Here is a 15,885-nt window from a genome sequence, read left to right as displayed (position 1 = left end):
GAATGACCCATGTTTAATTTCGGATTTTTATGGCTGGCGCTCTCTATCGGCTCTGAGATCACCGGCACCTCGATGATCAAGAAGACCAACGGTTTCAGCAGACTGGGGCCATCCATACTGGTCGTCTGCGCCTACAGCCTGTGCTACTTCGCCCTCACCCGCGCCATGAGCACCATTCCGGTCGGGGTGGCCTATTCGCTCTGGTGCGGCTTCGGCATCGTCGGGGTCACCATCTGCTCGATGCTCCTCTACAAGCAAAAACCGGATCTGCCCGCCATCCTGGCGATGGCGCTGATCATCTCGGGCGGGGTGATCATGAATGTCTTCTCCAGCATGTAACGCCGTGACAAGCCCCTGGCAGTGGCGCTCTGCCCCTGCCATCCGCGCGCCGGCATGCCAGCCCTGACACGCCCTGCCTCGCAACAAGCCGGCAAGCGTTGCAAAGAGAAAGGCCCAAGCTGCCTGGCAGCTTGGGCCTTGAAGATAGCGTAGAGACAGGAAGTCACGGTTGCAGATGCAGATAACCAGGCTCGCCTGATGCGTGAGCAATTATCCCAGGGGCTAGACCCTTAGATATGAAGAAAGCAGAAGCCACTAAGCCAGCGATACCCACTGTCGAAATTGCGGCTCGCCAGGTTCACCAACAGTTACTCCCTGGATGGCGCAATCCCAAACACGGTAAGCAGTGGCTCTCCACCCTAGAGCAATACGCTTTCCCAGTTATCGGGCAACAGCCTATTTATTCAATTACTCCAGCCCAGATTGCACGTGTACTGCAGCCTATCTGGTTAACGATCCCGGAAACCGCACCCTGAGTGAAACAGCGGCTGCATGCCGTCTTGGCTTGGGCTCATGGGTTTTGCCCTGCCAATCCAGTCGATGTGGTAGACAAACTCCTGCCGCAACAACCTGGCAACGCAATTAGAACCCAGCATCAGCCAGCCATGGACAGGCGTCTTCTTCCTGCGTTCTACAAGGAATATTTGGCCAACTCGGCAAGATTTGATGTTAGCCATGCCTTGCTTCCATTTGTGATATTGACAGCCTGTCGCTCTGGAGAAGCGAGCAAGGCTATGCACGCGACCTCGCTGAATGAGCATTAGCTCACACGGTGCAGAACAAGGTTGAAGCTGCATACCACCGAACTGATTTGCTGGATCAGCGTCGACCCATGATGGATGATTGGGCTGAGTTTGTGGTTGGCAATTTACCAACAAAATAAGAAGGAAGTGGTCCACCAAGGCCGCTTCCTTCTATGTTTTTTTGAGTTTTTCTTAACCTTTGATGACATCTTGCCAAACAAGTGCTCAGAGAGTTTCGGTGCTTTTTTGACTTCTGGCTTTGTCATCGTTGCCTCGAGTTCATAACAGCCTCCAGCATTCCTTCAGTGGCAACCAGTGAGAGCCAGGCATAGGCATGCACCAGGTTACAAAGAGCCCCCAGGCCTTCATCTCGCAGTGTGCCCATTCGATATTGGGTCTGGCGGTCACAGTAGCAGAGAGAATTTGGTAGCTCATGGTTTTGTCCTCGTAGGTTTGACAACCTAGTAATGATTACGACTGTACCACCTAAAACTGTGCCCGGAATGGTTAGACCACCACGAATGAATTTTTTCATAATTTTAATGCATCAATAACCACTCTTAATGCGGGTGAAACATTGCGGTGGGGATAGTAGAGGTACTGTCCGGCCAGTCGGTGAGCATAGGGTTTCAATACCTGGATTAAGGTACCGCGCTCAAGTTCATCGCTCACCAATTCTTCTGGCACATAGGCCAGTCCCAGCCCCATTTTGGCGGCAGCCGCCTCCATGTAACTGTCAGAGAAGACCCACTGCCCCTGTGGTCGATGCTTAATCGCCTTGCCCTCTTGCCACAGTTCCCATTGATAGAGGCTGCCATCGGCAAACTGGTAAGCGATACAGGGATGTCCAGCCAGATCGGCCGGCGTCTGGGGAAATCCGTATTGAAGAAAATGATCTGGTGTGGCCACCATCACCATCTCCAGATCGGGCGCAATGCGCACGGCTACCATCCCCTCATCCACCTCGTCACCCAGCCGCACGCCGGCATCAAAGCGCTCATCGATGATGTTCACGAAGCGGCTTTCACTGATGAGTTCCAGCCGAATATCCGGATAACGCTGCCTGAAGATAGCCAGCTTGGGAAGCAGCACCTTGTCGATGGCGTGCTGGCTGGCGTTGATCCGTACCGTGCCTGAAGGGGTATCACGATAGTGGGCGAGCGTGGCCAGACCTGCATCGAGGGACTGAAAACAGCCCTGCGCCGTACGGTACAACTGCTCACCTGCCTGAGTCAGGGAGAGGCTGCGGGTGGTGCGCATCAGAAGCTGCACCCCGAGCCGGGCCTCGAGATCCCGAATCGTTCGGCTGACCCCGGACTGGGCAAGCCCCAACCTAGCTGCTGCCTTGGTAAAGCTCCCTTCCCGAGCGACCAGCATAAAGACGTGGAGATCGTTGTAATTCTCACGGCCTGTCATTTTGTTCATCCCCTATGTTCCTGTCCGCCACGACCTGAGTCAGGTCCGCATCAGACGCCTTTATTCAGAACTGATACGCATTAATGTTATCAAAAAACCGCCTCTAATCATCACTAATGGTTCTAACTAGACTGTGTGTCGTGGGTCACAAAACCAGCCCCCCACCACCAGGACCACGCATCAGAAATCCGATTTCGAGGAACTTTGCCATGAATGTTCTCCCCAAAAAACTGACAGCAATCGCGTCTGCCCTGCTGCTGGGCGCCGCATTAACCGGAGTCTCGACATTGAGTCATGCCCAAACCAGCAACCCCACTGAACCTGTCTCCATGGTCACCGAATGGGATAAGACCTTTGCCCAAAGCGACAAGGTCGATCATCGCAAGGTCACCTTCAAGAACCGTTACGGCATCACTCTGGTGGCTGACCTCTATCTGCCGAAAAACCGGGGAGACGCCAAGCTGGCGGCCATTGCCCTGAGCGGTCCATTTGGTGCCGTAAAAGAGCAATCGAGCGGCCTCTATGCCCAGACCCTGGCTGAGCGTGGTTTTGTCACGCTGGCGTTTGACCCCTCTTACACCGGTGAGAGTGGCGGCCAGCCGCGTGATGTGGCCTCGCCAGATATCAACACCGAAGATTTCAGCGCCGCCGTCGATTTTCTCGGCCTGCAAAAAGAGGTCGACCGCAACCGTATCGGTCTGCTGGGGGTTTGCGGCTGGGGTGGCATGGCCCTCAATGCCGCCGCCGGCGACACCCGCATCAAGGCGGTGGCAACCAGCGTGATGTATGACATGAGTCGGGCCATGGGGCACGGGGTAGGCGATGGCAAGGATCGATATTCCACCGCCGATCGCCGCGCCGTTCTGGCATACCTGAATGAACAACGCTGGAAAGACGCGGAAAGTGGCACCTATGCCCATAGCAATCACGACCTCTATGTCGATGACAAGGGAAATGTCACAGCGGCTGCCCGCACCCTGCCAGAGGTGCTGCCGGAAAACCCGCCCCCGGTACTCAAGGAGTTCTTCGATTACTACCGTGCACCGCGTGGTTTCCATGCACGTTCGGTGAACTCCAACGGGGCCTGGACCACTACCATGCCGCTGTCATTCATGAATATGCCGCTGCTGAGTTATGCAAGCGAAATATCCATTCCCACTCTGATCGTGACCGGTGAGCAGGCTCACTCTCGTTACTTTGCCGAAGATGCCTTCAAGGCCATTGGCAGCAAGCAGAAAGAGCTGGTCGTTGTGCCTGGCGCCAATCATGTCGACCTGTATGACAACCAGGCTGGCAAGATCCCGTTCGCCAAGTTCGAGCAGTTCTTCAAAACAAACCTGAAGTAAGCGTCGAAAATGCGGCGGCCTCTTCGCCGCGTTTTCTCACTCGCTTCGACGCCACCATTCACGTCACATAGGGAGAAGAGCAATGACCAGAGGAGTGTTTGTCAGCGTGATGGCCCTGTTGCTGGGGGTGACCAGCACAGCAACAGCTACAAGTACTGAGGCTCAGAACAAAGCAGATAGTATGAACATCAAGATGACGATAGCCGGCCAGATCATCACGGCCACCTTGGACGATAGTCACAGCGCCCGGGACTTTTTTGCCATGCTCCCCCTGACGCTGGCCCTCGAGGATTACGCCGACACAGAGAAGATTGCTTATCTGCCCCGCAAATTGACCACGCAGGGCGCCCCAAAGGGCATTGACCCGAACATGGGGGATCTAACCTATTACGCCCCATGGGGCAATCTGGCGATCTTCTATCGGGACTTTGGCTATTCAACCGGACTGATTAAGTTGGGGCGCATTGAGTCGGGTCTCTCCCACCTGACCACAACCTCGGTCGCCAGCATCACGATCGAAGCAATCGAATAAGCCCATATTTCACTTTCAGGTCATGCCATGAACGCAACATCGTTATCATCACATACACCCGCTGTCGTCAACGAACACTGGTCTGCGGTTGCCGCCATGTCCCTGTGTGTGGCACTGCTAATTGCCGCCGAGTTTATGCCGGTCAGCCTGCTGACGCCGATCGCCACCGATCTTGGTGCCAGCAATGGCATGGCCGGTCTTGCTATTGCCATCTCCGGCCTGTTTGCCGTCCCGACCAGTTTGCTGATCGCCCCCCTGTCTCACAGGCTGGACCGACGTCATGTGCTCTTGGGGCTAGCCGTTGTGATGCTGACCTCTTTAATCGTGATTGCCCTTAGCCCCAACTTTACCGTGCTGATGGTGGCACGCGCTCTGCTCGGGATCGTCATCGGCGGGTTCTGGGCATTGGCAACGGCCACCATCATGCGTTTGGTCGGCAGCCAATCCGTCCCCAAAGCATTGGGCATCTTGTATACCGGCAATGCGGTCGCGACCGCCTTTGCGGCCCCCATTGGGAGTTACCTTGGAGGGTTGATCGGCTGGCGGGGGGTGTTCTGGCTGCTGGTGCCACTAGTAGTGATCAATCTGCTGTGGATGGCACTTTGCCTGCCTTCTATGCGTTCCCAAGCGCGCCCGCAAAGCGCATTTCGCCTGATGCAAAGGCCCAATGTCGTCATTGCCATCATAGGAGTGACCCTGACCTTTGCCGGCGCCTTTAGTGCCTTTACCTATTTTCGCCCCTTCCTTGAGACGCGTACCCTGGTCGACCTGCCACAACTCTCGGCGCTGCTGCTGGCGCTGGGGCTGGCCGGTTTTGCAGGTACCACGGCGGTGAGCTTGCTGCTGCACCGTCATCTCTACCGGATGTTGCGTTGGTTGCCGCTGGCGCTCGGCGTCATCACCTTGGCTCTGCTGACGGTGGCGCATCACTTCTGGGGGGTGGCCCTGATGCTGATCCTCTGGGGGACGCTCAACTCCGCCATTCCGGTCGCCTGGTCCGCCTGGATCACCCAGGGCATCGCCGACACGCCAGAGAGCGGCGGTGGTCTGATGGTCGCCGCCATTCAGCTATCCATCACGTTGGGGGCCGCCGTGGGAGGCTGGTTGCTGGACTCTCTCTCTATCAGCGCCACCTTTATGGGCAGCGCCCTGTTGCTGACCGCAGCCTCCCTAGTGGTCGGCAATGGCAGCCGGCTCAAACCCGTCACGCTTGGCCAGTAAGTTGACCCATCCGTTAGCAAATCCATTCGCCATCGCACAGTGCAATCGAGCCTGCACCTGGCCCCCAGAGGCACAAGCAGGCCAAAACAAGAAAAGCTGGCATCCGATGCCAATTCACAGGAGACAACCATGATCAAGTCCGTCAAAGCCTATGCCGCCACCTCGGCAACGGCGCCACTGGCGCTGTACCCCATCACTCGCCGACCAGCGTGCCCCGATGATGTCGAGATCGACATTCTTCATTGCGGCGTCTGCCACTCCGATCTGCACACCGCTCGCAATGACTGGGGCTAGACCCACTATCCCATCGTGCCGGGTCATGAAATCATCGGTCGAGTGGTGGCCATCGGTAGCCAGGTGAGCAAATTCAAGTTGGGGGATCAGGTCGGGGTCGGCAGCATGGTCGAATTGAAAAATAGGCCGGAGCTGACGGGAGCTATCTCGGATAGTGCCAAGACTACGTTGCCTTGGTTGATATAATCGCTAAGAGAGGGCAACATCATCAATACGTGGACACTTGGCTGGATCGATGTCCAATGTAATCCATCCGGGTAGTATGTCAGCCAACACCAAATGGCATACCAGAAAATAAAAAAATGAAAAAAGCCCAACCTAATCAATAGGTTGGGCTTGGTGTTTGGCGGAGAGACAGGGATTCGAACCCTGGGTGGCATTGCTGCCACAATTGATTTCGAGTCAATCCCGTTCGGCCACTCCGGCATCTCTCCACGGGGCATCATTGTTACCGGAGCCGCCTCTGGAAATCAACTTGAATCTCTTTAAAGATCAAACAACTGCACATAAAACCAGCAGATGAGCACGCCCGGTGGCGAGATGCTCACCGCGGTCGTGCCTGCTGTCGATGCAGTACCGACGCCGAGAGACGCCCCCTGTATGGGGGTCGCCGGCGCTACTCACCACTCATCCCCTCTCCCACCGCACGCCAAGCACGCTGTTCATTGCAGGTTATGCTGCTTTGCATTAAAAACGGGCAAGAAACGGTCAAAATGATGGATTGCCACGTCGGGACCCGGCTGTACCCCTGGTCGGCCAAGCTGGCAATCGTCACCCGTTTGACTGACAATTTCCCCCTTTTACCCAAGGCGGTCGCCTCGCGGCCCCCTCATCTCAATCAGACAGGAAGTACATGTTCATAGCACGAACCCTCTCATTGCTGGCGCTGGCCGCCAGCCTGCTGACGGCTCCCGTCCTCGCCACCACCTATCCGCTGCCCCCGGCTGGCAGCCGCCTGATCGGCGAACTGGAGGACTACATAGTCCAGCCAGATGAACATCTTGAGCTCATCGGCAAGCACACCCAGATTGGTTTTTTGGCGCTGCTCGAAGCCAATCCTGGGGTCGATCCCTATTTGCCCAAGCCGGGCACCCGGCTGACCCTGCCGACCCAGATGCTGCTGCCGGACGTGCCTCGCGAAGGCATCGTCATCAATCTGCCGGAACTGCGCCTCTACTATTTCCCGAAAGGCAAAAACGAGGTGATGGTGCTGCCCATCGGGATCGGTGACATAGGGCGGGAGACGCCGGAGATGACCACCACGGTCATCGCCAAGAACCCCAATCCGACCTGGGTGCCCGGCCCCATGGTGCGCAAGTCCTGGCTGGAGCAAAAAGGGATCACCCTGCCGGCGGTAGTGCCACCCGGTCCCGACAATCCCCTCGGCAAGTTCGCCATGCGCCTCGGTTATGGCAAGCAGGACTACCTCATCCACGGCACCAACAAGGATTTTGGCGTCGGTCTGCGAGTCAGCGCCGGCTGCATTCGGCTGCGCCCCGACGATATCGAGGCCCTGTTCAAGATTGTTCCCATTGGCACTCAGGTGCGGGTCATCAACCAGCCGGTCAAAACCGCCATCGAGCCTGATGGCCACCACTGGCTGGAAGTGCACTCCCCGCTATCTCGCACCGAACTGGAGCTGGAGCAGGGCGCCCCGCTGATCCTCTCCCCTGAGGTGGAGGCCTTCATCGCCAAACCGGAAGTCGATGGTGACAAGGCCGCCAGCGTGCTAAACAGCAAGAACGGTATCCCCCGTCCCGTCAGCGGCTGATGGCCAACCATGTTCACGAGGATCTTCATGAGCTACCGCATTTTTTGTCTGCTGGCCCTGCTGCTGAGCCAGGCGGCATCAGCCGACATCCTCTGGATGGACAACGGTGACCGGCTGACCGGCACCATAGAGGAGATAGGTGACCAGCAGGTGCGCATCGCGCTCCCTTACAGCGGGCCCGTCACCGTCAAGCGCGAGGCGGTAAAGCGCTGGCGCATCGAGAAGCAGGACAAACCCAAACCGACCGTCAAGACCGGCATTACCCTGCTGGCCCTGACGCCGGATGACCAGAAAGCCTGGCTGTGGAGCGGCAGCAGCGATCTGAACGTCAAGCTCAAGCACAGCGACAAGCAGACCAACAACGTCAACCTGAAGGCCTCCACCGAGGTGGCCAACCTGAGACTGGCGCTATACGCTGGATGGGGAGTATATCTACGAGACTGCCAACAACGTCACCAACAGCCATGAGTACCGGCTAAAGCCCATGCTGGACTTCTTTTTCGATCAGCGCTGGTTTCTGCGCTCCGCCGTCGACTTTGAATACCAGATGCTAAGCCCCGAATACATGGATGTGGGCTATGTGACCGGGCCTGGTTACCGGTTCTGGAACGACAAGCGGCGACGGCTGGAGCTGATCAGCCAGGCGGGATTGGAGCGTTCCTATTTCCGGCCGGATGACATCAACACCATTTTTATCATCGATCTGTTCAACGACAGGATCATCAACTATCCCCTGATGGGCCTTGGTTGGGACTACCGCCAACCCATCGCGCTCTGGTCGGAGCAACTGGAGCTGTTCAGCAAGGGCACCTACAAGCGCTATCTGGACCAGCCCTCGCCCTACATCACCCGGGAGCAGGCCGTAAAAGGCAGCCTGGGGATGCGCTACTACTTCAACGATCACCTGCGCCTCTCCTGGTCGAGCGAGCTCGATTGGGAAGACTCCAGATTGGATTATCAAGGTGTTCAGGCACCCTTATCAGGCAAAGAGTGGCGTCATCTGATAAGCCTGGGAGCCAGCTTCTAGTACTCGGGACAACTCATGGATGCCGCGAGTGGCGGCAACATAGAGGCGACATAGGCAAGTACAGCAAGCGCCATAAACAAAACAGGCTCACCGAGGTGAGCCTGTTTTTTTCAATACGATTCATGCCCGCGAGTGACACCGTCACCCCGTCAGAAGTAGATCCGGGTGACCGATTCAATGACGCAGCCTGGGCGACGGATACCCTCGATCTCGACCTTGATCTCCTTGAGCAGTTCCAGCCCACCCTTGATCGGGGTAACCCGAGCCAGCTTGGTGCGGGCACGGATGTTGCTGTCCACCTTGATGGGATACGGGAAACGCACCTGATCCAAGCCGAAGTTCACAACCATGCGGGCGGTCGGAAACTCGGGAGCGGCCTCGTTGATGCTGCCCGTCAACCGCGGCAACAACGCCAGGGTCAGGAAGCCATGGGCAATGGTGGTCTTGAACGGTGACTCGGCCGCTGCACGCTCCGGATCGGTGTGGATCCACTGATTGTCGCCGGTCACGGCGGCAAACTCGTTGATCATCTGCTGGCTGACCAGCAACCACTCACCGACATGGGTCTCTTCGCCGATGCGCTCCTGCAGGGTGGCAAACAGAGCGGCTGCCTCGCCGCTGAGTTCGACGGCAGGGGTATCCAGCGACGCGGGCTGGCCGTTGACGGCTTGCGCCGCGCCTTGCTGTTGCTGCGTGGACTGGCTGTCGCTCTGCAAATCCAGCACCCGGCCCAGCAGAGGGTGGAGGTGTGCCTTTTGCTGAAACTCACGCCAGTAGTCGCGGATCGCCGGAGAGAGCCAATCCTTGAGCTCAAAGGGGTGCTGCGCCAGTATTTCGCGCTTACGCTTCAGAAAATCGACAACTTTCATGTACCGATCCCTATTCGATTCAAAGCCTGTAAAGAGGTCTAACCAGTCCTATTTTATGAAAGTTTCAACTGCAAGTGCAAAAAAATCTCAGCGTACAACTGTACCGAGGATGAAAGTGATCACTAACATGCAGGCGCCAACCCTGATGCCACAAGGGGAAAAACGATTGTCATGGGTGCCGGGTATCGACCCAGACTAGCCACTGACGCTCCCCAAAAAAAGGCTATGTCCCAATTACGTGTTGCATGGGGCGCCCCAGCGCCTCATGCAAGCAACATGAGATATTCACTTCCCGCCCATAGCGCTCCAACATCCTTCGCCAACCCAGATAATTCCTCAGATAGTGGGTCGCGACCCCATGGAACCGTTCCATCCACTCCTTCAATCGCCTGTGGTACCCGTTCACATGTTGGATGTGATATGCACCTACCACTCGCTCTCCCGCACGGTTGTGCACCACTTGGTGGGTCATGCCCTGCGACTTGCTGAAACTGGCATACACCCCAGCGCCATCGCTGCACAGGACGGCATCCGGGGCGATAAGCGGCTCAAGCACCGCCTTAACTGCCCTGGCATTCAGCTGCTCCAACTGGAAGTCAGCCAGGTGACCTGCTCTGTCTTGCACCACCATCACCGGGATGTAATCCGGCCCTGTGCCTCGGGTACAGCCTTTGCCTCCACGATGGCGGGCCGGGCGGGGCAATCCGCGCTGTCCTTTGAACGACGCTAAGAAGAAGGTCTCATCGACCTCGACGATACCCTCTTCCCGTACCGCCTGGTGGCTAGCCATGGCCTTCAGGAAGCGGTGGCGCCATAAAAAGGCGGTGTTTTTACCGACCCCACAGCGGAGCGCCGCCTGCCGGACGGTCAGACCTTCGATGAGGGCCTGAGCATAGTCTTCCCAGCATTGTGGCTTGCGAAGTCGGGCGAGAGGCGTGTTGGTGAGAACGGAACTGGTGCGCAAACACTGCTTGCAGCGATAACGGCGCAGCCCGCGAGACCAGCCCCAGGGAGCCAACTGTGTGGCCTCGGCCTGACAGTGAGGGCAGCATTGGCATGCGGGCAGTTGAGTGGCCAACGAGGTGATGGGGTGAGGGGTGGTGAGTTCATGTTGCGCGAGACGACGCTGACGCAAAGTGAGTAATGGGAAGAGGGACAGTAGGTGTTGAAAGGCTTGGGTATCCATGGTGGAGGCCCTCAAGGTGATGACCTACTTCAAGATTAGCCTTTCAACACATAACTGGGACAGAGCCAAAAAAAGGGGCATACCATCGGCATGCCCCTTGTCGTCGTCCCGCTTCAGCCGGTTCAGGCGTTATCGTGCGCCATTGGCGACCACCACTGCCTGCTGGCCGCCTCGTCCAGGAAAGACCAGGCCAGGACCCGGCTGATCTTGTTGCCCTGGGCCATCTCGAGCACCCGCACCTGACGGGCCCCGATCCGGCTTAACCCCTGCTTGGCCGCCGGCAGGTTCTCTTTTTTTGACACCAGCGAGCTGAACCAGAGGCACTGGCTGGCGAATGCCTTGCTCTGAGTGATCATGCTCGCCAGAAAGGCGGCCTCCCCCCTTCGCACCAGAGCTCGGCCTTCTGACCGCCGAAATTGAGCACCGGCTTGGCCGTCACCACCTTGCCCAGGTTGCGCAGCTTGCGCTCTGTTCCCTTGCTCGCCTCTGCCAGTGAAGCATGAAAGGGAGGATTGCAGAGGGTCAGCGCAAAACGCTCGCGCGGCGCCACAATCCCCTGAAAGATGTCGCCGGCCTTGCACTGCAGACGGCATTCGATCTGGCTGCCCAGCCCGTTGCTCTTGGCCAGCAGAGTAGCGGCCTTGACCGACACCGGATCGATGTCGGAGCCGACGAAGCGCCAGCCATATTCACGGGCCCCCAGCAGCGGATAGATGCAGTTCGCACCGACCCCGATATCCAGCACCCGCACACTCTTGCCGGTCGGCACCTTGCCGGCACTCTCGGCCAGCAGATCGGCCACCCGATGCAGATAGTCCACCCGCCCCGGGATGGGCGGGCAGAGATAGCCGGCCGGCAGATCCCAGTGCGCAATGCCATAGTGCAGCGCCAGCAACGCCTTGTTCAGCGCCTTGACGGCGGCCGGATCGGCAAAGTCCAGGGTCTGGGTGCCGTGCTCGTTGACGAACACGAAGGATTGCAGCTCGGGGGTACGCTGGCAGAGCGCATCGAAATCATAGGGAGCCTGATGGCGATTGCGTGGATGCAATCCGGATTTGCGGTCGGAATGGGTCTTCATGCTGGGCCTGCCGAGGAAAACGGGCCCACACTATAGTGACTTGGCCCCGGAAAGTCTAAATGACGGCCATAAAAAACCGGGCTGTCGAGCCCGGTTCAAGTGAGGTTGGAAAAACAGTCCGTACTGCGAGCCGTTTGTCCAGCCTGACTCAGATGTCGATCCGGCGTGCCTGCCAGAATTTGCTGCGCCAGTAGGAGCTGTCTAGCTTGGAGCGCGTCACCCCGGCGCGGGTGGAGGCGTGAATGAATTCACCATTGCCTACATAGATGCCGACATGATTGAGACGGCGATTGATCTTGAAGAAGACCAAGTCACCTTCGACCAGATCCTGCTTGGAAACGCGGGTGCCTTCATGGACTTGGGAGCGGGTATCACGGGGAAGTTCGATGCCGACGGCGTTGCGGAACACTTCACGGGCGAAGGCGGAACAATCGATGCCGCGCTGGCTGCTGCCGCCCATGCGGTAAGGAACACCGCGCCACTCTTTGTATACTGTCAGGATTTCGTTTACATCTGGGGTTTGCGAAGCTTCCGGTTCAATTACGGGTTCCATCATGGAAACTTCGATCTTGCTCGCGACCTCGGGCTGGGGTGCCGAGGCACAACCCACCATTCCGAGCGCGACCAGCAGTAGCATCAGGTGGCGCAATCCTTTATCCCCGCAAAATAGTAAAACTTGTTAAAATACGGCCCGAACGGGCAATTTATAAGGCAACAGCACCCGACTATATCCAAGAATTCTATCGAGGCAAGCGAAAATCCCTATCGACCTCACATTTTTGCAAGGAAATGCATTATTTTTCCTGATTAATGTGATCGTGGCCAAACAATATACAATCTCGAAAGGGGCCACCCAGGCCGGATCAAACTGACTTTTATCGCTGTTTCAGCATGCTTTTTAAGTGAAAAATTATGATCTCTGTGGATCTCTATTTGTTAAAACCGGCAAACACGGACGCCGACCAGCTGAGCCTGCTGCAAACCCTGCTCTCCCCCGAAGAACGGCTGATATGGCAGTCCATCGGTCAGCTGGCACGCCGCCAGGAGTACCTGCTCAGCCGTGGCTTGCTGCGACGGCTGCTGGCCGATCGCCTGCAGTGCCGCCCCGAGGCGCTGCAGTTTTGCAGCAACCCGCATGGCAAGCCGGCACTGAGCGACGGGCGCTTGCAGTTCAACCTCAGTCACAGCGGTGACTGGCTGGCGATTGCCCTCTGTGCCGCCGGCCCGCTCGGAGTGGACATAGAGATGGGTCAACGGCGCCGCCAAACTCTGTCCCTGGCCCGCCGTTTTTATGCGCATAGTGAATATGAGTGGCTGCTCGCCCTGCCCGAGGCGGAGCAAGAGTCGGCTTTCTATCGGCTCTGGTCGCGCAAGGAGGCGGTATTGAAGGCCCAAGGCGCCGGCATCGCCGCCGGCCTCGACAAGGTACGCTTCGTGCCAGAGGAAGCGTGGCGGCTCGACAACCAACTCGATGAACAGGATTACCAAGTACAGGATTGGCCCATCGGCCGGGGCTGGCTCAGCCTGGCCGCACCGACCCTCGCCGTCAACGGCTGGCTGCTCGACGGCAGCTTGAATTCTGTGCCTATCAACCCCATGTTAACTCACACCATTTTCCAAGAGTCAGCCTCATGATCGTCGACATCCATCCCCAGAATTTCCAAAGCGCCCTGATCGATGCTTCCATGAAAAAGCCGATCGTCATCTATTTCCACGCCCCCCAGATGCCGGAGTGTCAGGCCATGACCCCGCTGGTGGAAGCGCTGGTCGGCCCGGCCAATCCCCAGGTGACCCTGGCCAAAGTGGACATGAACGATCCGCAGCTGCAGCCGCTGGCAGGCCAGCTCGGCCTGCGCGCCCTGCCGGCGCTGGTGCTGTTCCATCAGGGCCGCCCTGACGAGCAGGCCATTCTGGAAGGCCCGCAGGACGAAGCCACCCTGCGCCACTACTTTGCCGCCTTCGCCCCCAAGGAGGAGGAGTTGCTGTTCGAACAGGGACATCAGCCTGTGGCTCATTCAGGCGGCGCTCGATCTCAATCTGCTGGACGAAGCGCAGGAGCGCCTCGGCAAGATCCCGATGATCGCCCAGGACGATCACTACCAGACCCTGACATCCCGGCTGGCACTGGCCCAGCAGGCCGCCGACAGCCCGGAACTGCGGGCGCTGGAAGTCCGTCACCAGCAGGAGCCGGACAACTTTGCCCTGGCCCAGGAGCTGGCGGTGCAATACAGCCAGGCCGGCCGGCAGGAAGAGGCGCTGACGCTGCTGTTTACCATCCTCAAGCGGGATCTCGCTTTCGGTGATGCCAAGAAGACCTATCTCGACATCCTGACCACCATGGGCAGCAACCCGGCGGCACAGAGCTACCGTCGCAAGCTCTACAGCCTGCTCTACTGATCGATGCGGGAATGAAAAACGGGGTGATGCCGAGTGTTCGGCATTGCCTTGTCAGGCGGGTATCAGAGAGGAAAATGCGAGGATTTGACGAATTACAGGCAAAAAAAAATGGCGCATAACTGCGCCATTTTTTTCGCATGGATTACTTCTTGTAGGAAGTAGCCATGTTGTCGATGCGCTGGTTAGCACGCATAGCTTCTTGCTTGGCTTCTGCAACATCAGCAGCGATCTTGGATTGATCAGCACGAACAGCGCTAACATCTTGAGCCAGTTGGTCAACTTTGTTAGACAGATTCTGAACGGAAGTTTCCAGTTCGCTGGTGTTTGCACAACCGCCCAGCAGAGCGGACAGACCAACAACACCTACCAACAACATTTTTTTCATTTTAAAAGCTCCCTTTAACTCGCCAGACGTTTAGCAAGCGGCGTGATTATGGCACAAAAAAATCATAGTTTGGATAGGCCCCATCACAGATAAATGCATTAAAACCCTCATTTTTTTTTAAACGTACACTTTTTGTGCAAAGTTAAGCCAAAAATGAGGGTCTCTGGATGAGGTTCGCACAAAGCGTAACCAAATTTTGGGCTTATTACAATTTCGTATGAGGCTCAGGCTGAACGTTCTGACAGCAATTGACGATATTGCACCAGATCCTCAATGGTCAGCACCGGCATCTGATGCTGGCGACCGAATGCCACCAGATCCGGCAGCCGTGCCATGGAGCCATCTTCCTTGGTCAGTTCGCACAACACACCGAACGGTTTGAGTCCTGCCAGCTGCATCAGATCCACCGTGGCTTCGGTGTGGCCGCGACGGGTCAACACCCCGCCGGTGCGGGCCCGCAGCGGAAAGACGTGGCCCGGGCGGTGCAGGTCGGACGGTCTGGCACCGTCGGCGATGGCGGCCCGGATGGTGGTGATGCGATCGGCCGCCGACACGCCGGTGGTCACCCCCTGCGCCGCTTCGATGGTCACGGTGAAGGCGGTCTGATAATGGCTGGAGTTGGCCTCCACCATCATCGGCAGTTCGAGCTGGCGTACCCGCTCATCGGTCAGGCAGAGGCAGACGATGCCGGAACACTCGCGGATCATCATCGCCATCTGTTCGTTGGTCATGGATTCGGCGGCGAAGATGAGATCCCCTTCGTTCTCCCGATCTTCATCGTCGGCCACCAGCACGCCGCGGCCGGCACGCAGAGCCGCCAGCGCCGCTTCGACACGGGCAATGGGATCACCAAATTCACTGAGAAGAGACTGATTCATGGTAAGACTCCTAAACAAGACAAGGACCAGAATCAGGGCATGGAAAGGCAGACAGAGATAGGTATGCAGCGGCCGGCCCATGGGGCTTGCCTGCAATATCTGTCTTATCCTCTTTCATCCGGACTATGACCGTCGGCTCCGGCATCTCACCGGATCTGCTGACCCCGTCCCGGTGCAATACCGGGTCGGGCGCTCGCGGGCTCCCCGAATCACATCGGGATACCGCCGGTGGGGAATTTCACCCCGCCCTGAGAATAAGCGCAGACAGCGTAAAGAAAAAAACGCCGGATACCAGCCCAAAACCCATCAAAGATGAATAGCGGACCGCTTGTGGCCGCATTGCATCAGGGCGCACGGCGCACTGTCTTTTCTGATTTTGTTTGTGGCATAGTGCCTGAAAAAA

General features: G+C 57.5%; 15 protein-coding genes, 1 tRNA gene, 3 pseudogenes and 1 riboswitch. Of the genes and pseudogenes, 11 read left to right on the top strand and 8 right to left on the bottom strand.

Going from position 1 to position 15,885, the window contains the following annotated elements; translation table 11 throughout:
• Window positions 1-9: 9 nt before the first annotated feature.
• Both ACPDZI_RS06200 and ACPDZI_RS06195 read left to right on the top strand, forming a co-directional pair.
• Entirely contained in the window at window positions 10-339 is a 330-nt protein-coding gene (locus ACPDZI_RS06200; RefSeq protein WP_010634671.1) for a DMT family transporter, read from the top strand.
• Window positions 340-575: 236 nt separating this feature from the next.
• Complete coding sequence (locus tag ACPDZI_RS06195) at window positions 576-815, top strand: phage integrase central domain-containing protein (protein ID WP_374700832.1); 240 nt, start codon at window positions 576-578, stop codon at window positions 813-815.
• A 798-nt stretch (window positions 816-1,613) separates the two neighbouring features.
• Here the strand turns inward: ACPDZI_RS06195 and ACPDZI_RS06190 are convergent.
• Window positions 1,614-2,507 carry a LysR family transcriptional regulator gene (locus ACPDZI_RS06190; protein ID WP_228520173.1) on the bottom strand — a complete coding sequence of 298 codons (894 nt, stop codon included), beginning with the start codon at window positions 2,505-2,507 and terminating at the stop codon, window positions 1,614-1,616.
• A 131-nt stretch (window positions 2,508-2,638) separates the two neighbouring features.
• Here ACPDZI_RS06190 and ACPDZI_RS06185 point away from each other — a divergent pair, with 131 nt between their 5' ends.
• The 5 genes from ACPDZI_RS06185 to ACPDZI_RS06165 all read left to right on the top strand — a co-directional run bounded on the left by ACPDZI_RS06185 (window position 2,639) and on the right by ACPDZI_RS06165 (window position 6,077).
• Window positions 2,639-3,844 (top strand): alpha/beta hydrolase, encoded by a 1,206-nt coding sequence (locus ACPDZI_RS06185; RefSeq protein WP_438834202.1) that lies wholly within the window; start codon window positions 2,639-2,641, stop codon window positions 3,842-3,844.
• An 82-nt stretch (window positions 3,845-3,926) separates the two neighbouring features.
• Window positions 3,927-4,376, top strand: coding sequence for a cyclophilin-like fold protein (locus ACPDZI_RS06180; RefSeq protein ID WP_228520171.1), 450 nt, complete (start codon window positions 3,927-3,929; stop codon window positions 4,374-4,376).
• A gap of 108 nt (window positions 4,377-4,484) precedes the next feature.
• On the top strand, window positions 4,485-5,597 hold the full coding sequence (locus tag ACPDZI_RS06175) for an MFS transporter (protein ID WP_276843285.1): 1,113 nt from the start codon (window positions 4,485-4,487) through the stop codon (window positions 5,595-5,597).
• Window positions 5,598-5,726: 129 nt separating this feature from the next.
• On the top strand, window positions 5,727-5,891 hold the full coding sequence (locus ACPDZI_RS06170; RefSeq protein WP_438834201.1) for a hypothetical protein: 165 nt from the start codon (window positions 5,727-5,729) through the stop codon (window positions 5,889-5,891).
• A 15-nt stretch (window positions 5,892-5,906) separates the two neighbouring features.
• On the top strand, window positions 5,907-6,077 hold the full coding sequence (locus tag ACPDZI_RS06165; RefSeq protein ID WP_438834200.1) for an alcohol dehydrogenase catalytic domain-containing protein: 171 nt from the start codon (window positions 5,907-5,909) through the stop codon (window positions 6,075-6,077).
• A gap of 158 nt (window positions 6,078-6,235) precedes the next feature.
• Here ACPDZI_RS06165 and ACPDZI_RS06160 read toward each other — a convergent pair.
• Window positions 6,236-6,325, bottom strand: a tRNA-Ser gene (locus ACPDZI_RS06160).
• A gap of 419 nt (window positions 6,326-6,744) precedes the next feature.
• Between ACPDZI_RS06160 and ACPDZI_RS06155 the strand changes: the two genes are divergently transcribed.
• Both ACPDZI_RS06155 and ACPDZI_RS06150 read left to right on the top strand, forming a co-directional pair.
• Entirely contained in the window at window positions 6,745-7,662 is a 918-nt protein-coding gene (locus tag ACPDZI_RS06155; protein WP_263675837.1) for a L,D-transpeptidase family protein, read from the top strand.
• Window positions 7,663-7,689: 27 nt separating this feature from the next.
• Window positions 7,690-8,689, top strand: a pseudogene (locus ACPDZI_RS06150) (DUF481 domain-containing protein).
• Window positions 8,690-8,838: 149 nt separating this feature from the next.
• On the opposite strand, the gene ACPDZI_RS06145 reads toward ACPDZI_RS06150, so the two are convergent.
• The 4 genes and pseudogenes from ACPDZI_RS06145 to ACPDZI_RS06130 all read right to left on the bottom strand — a co-directional run bounded on the left by ACPDZI_RS06145 (window position 8,839) and on the right by ACPDZI_RS06130 (window position 12,459).
• The gene (locus ACPDZI_RS06145) at window positions 8,839-9,558 is read right to left on the bottom strand and encodes a MaoC family dehydratase (protein WP_076361190.1); all 720 of its coding nucleotides are present in this window, start codon (window positions 9,556-9,558) and stop codon (window positions 8,839-8,841) included.
• A gap of 223 nt (window positions 9,559-9,781) precedes the next feature.
• Entirely contained in the window at window positions 9,782-10,744 is a 963-nt protein-coding gene (locus tag ACPDZI_RS06140; protein ID WP_331412788.1) for an IS1595 family transposase, read from the bottom strand.
• 122 nt (window positions 10,745-10,866) lie between these two features.
• Window positions 10,867-11,822: pseudogene (gene rlmF, locus ACPDZI_RS06135) on the bottom strand (23S rRNA (adenine(1618)-N(6))-methyltransferase RlmF).
• A 148-nt stretch (window positions 11,823-11,970) separates the two neighbouring features.
• Window positions 11,971-12,459 carry a C40 family peptidase gene (locus tag ACPDZI_RS06130; protein ID WP_005298673.1) on the bottom strand — a complete coding sequence of 163 codons (489 nt, stop codon included), beginning with the start codon at window positions 12,457-12,459 and terminating at the stop codon, window positions 11,971-11,973.
• A 275-nt stretch (window positions 12,460-12,734) separates the two neighbouring features.
• On the opposite strand from ACPDZI_RS06130, the gene ACPDZI_RS06125 reads away from it, so the two are divergent.
• Together ACPDZI_RS06125 and ACPDZI_RS06120 are read left to right on the top strand one after the other, a co-directional pair.
• Window positions 12,735-13,457, top strand: a complete 723-nt coding sequence (locus tag ACPDZI_RS06125) for a 4'-phosphopantetheinyl transferase family protein (protein WP_438834199.1) — start codon at window positions 12,735-12,737, stop codon at window positions 13,455-13,457.
• Window positions 13,454-14,219 (top strand): annotated as a pseudogene (locus tag ACPDZI_RS06120) (tetratricopeptide repeat protein). Before ACPDZI_RS06125 ends, ACPDZI_RS06120 begins: the two are co-directional and overlap by 4 nt.
• 142 nt (window positions 14,220-14,361) lie before the next feature.
• Here ACPDZI_RS06120 and ACPDZI_RS06115 read toward each other — a convergent pair.
• Together ACPDZI_RS06115 and ribB are read right to left on the bottom strand one after the other, a co-directional pair.
• On the bottom strand, window positions 14,362-14,604 hold the full coding sequence (locus ACPDZI_RS06115; RefSeq protein ID WP_010634682.1) for an Lpp/OprI family alanine-zipper lipoprotein: 243 nt from the start codon (window positions 14,602-14,604) through the stop codon (window positions 14,362-14,364).
• A 224-nt stretch (window positions 14,605-14,828) separates the two neighbouring features.
• The gene (gene ribB, locus ACPDZI_RS06110) at window positions 14,829-15,482 is read right to left on the bottom strand and encodes a 3,4-dihydroxy-2-butanone-4-phosphate synthase (protein ID WP_011705223.1); all 654 of its coding nucleotides are present in this window, start codon (window positions 15,480-15,482) and stop codon (window positions 14,829-14,831) included.
• A gap of 102 nt (window positions 15,483-15,584) precedes the next feature.
• Window positions 15,585-15,742, bottom strand: a riboswitch (FMN riboswitch).
• Window positions 15,743-15,885: the final 143 nt, after the last annotated feature.

The sequence above is a fragment of the Aeromonas oralensis genome, assembly GCF_049665575.1.
Classification (GTDB): Bacteria; Pseudomonadota; Gammaproteobacteria; order Enterobacterales; family Aeromonadaceae; genus Aeromonas; species Aeromonas hydrophila.
The sequence above is the reverse complement of the archived record's forward strand: the minus strand, read 5'-3'. Positions and strand labels throughout refer to the sequence as shown.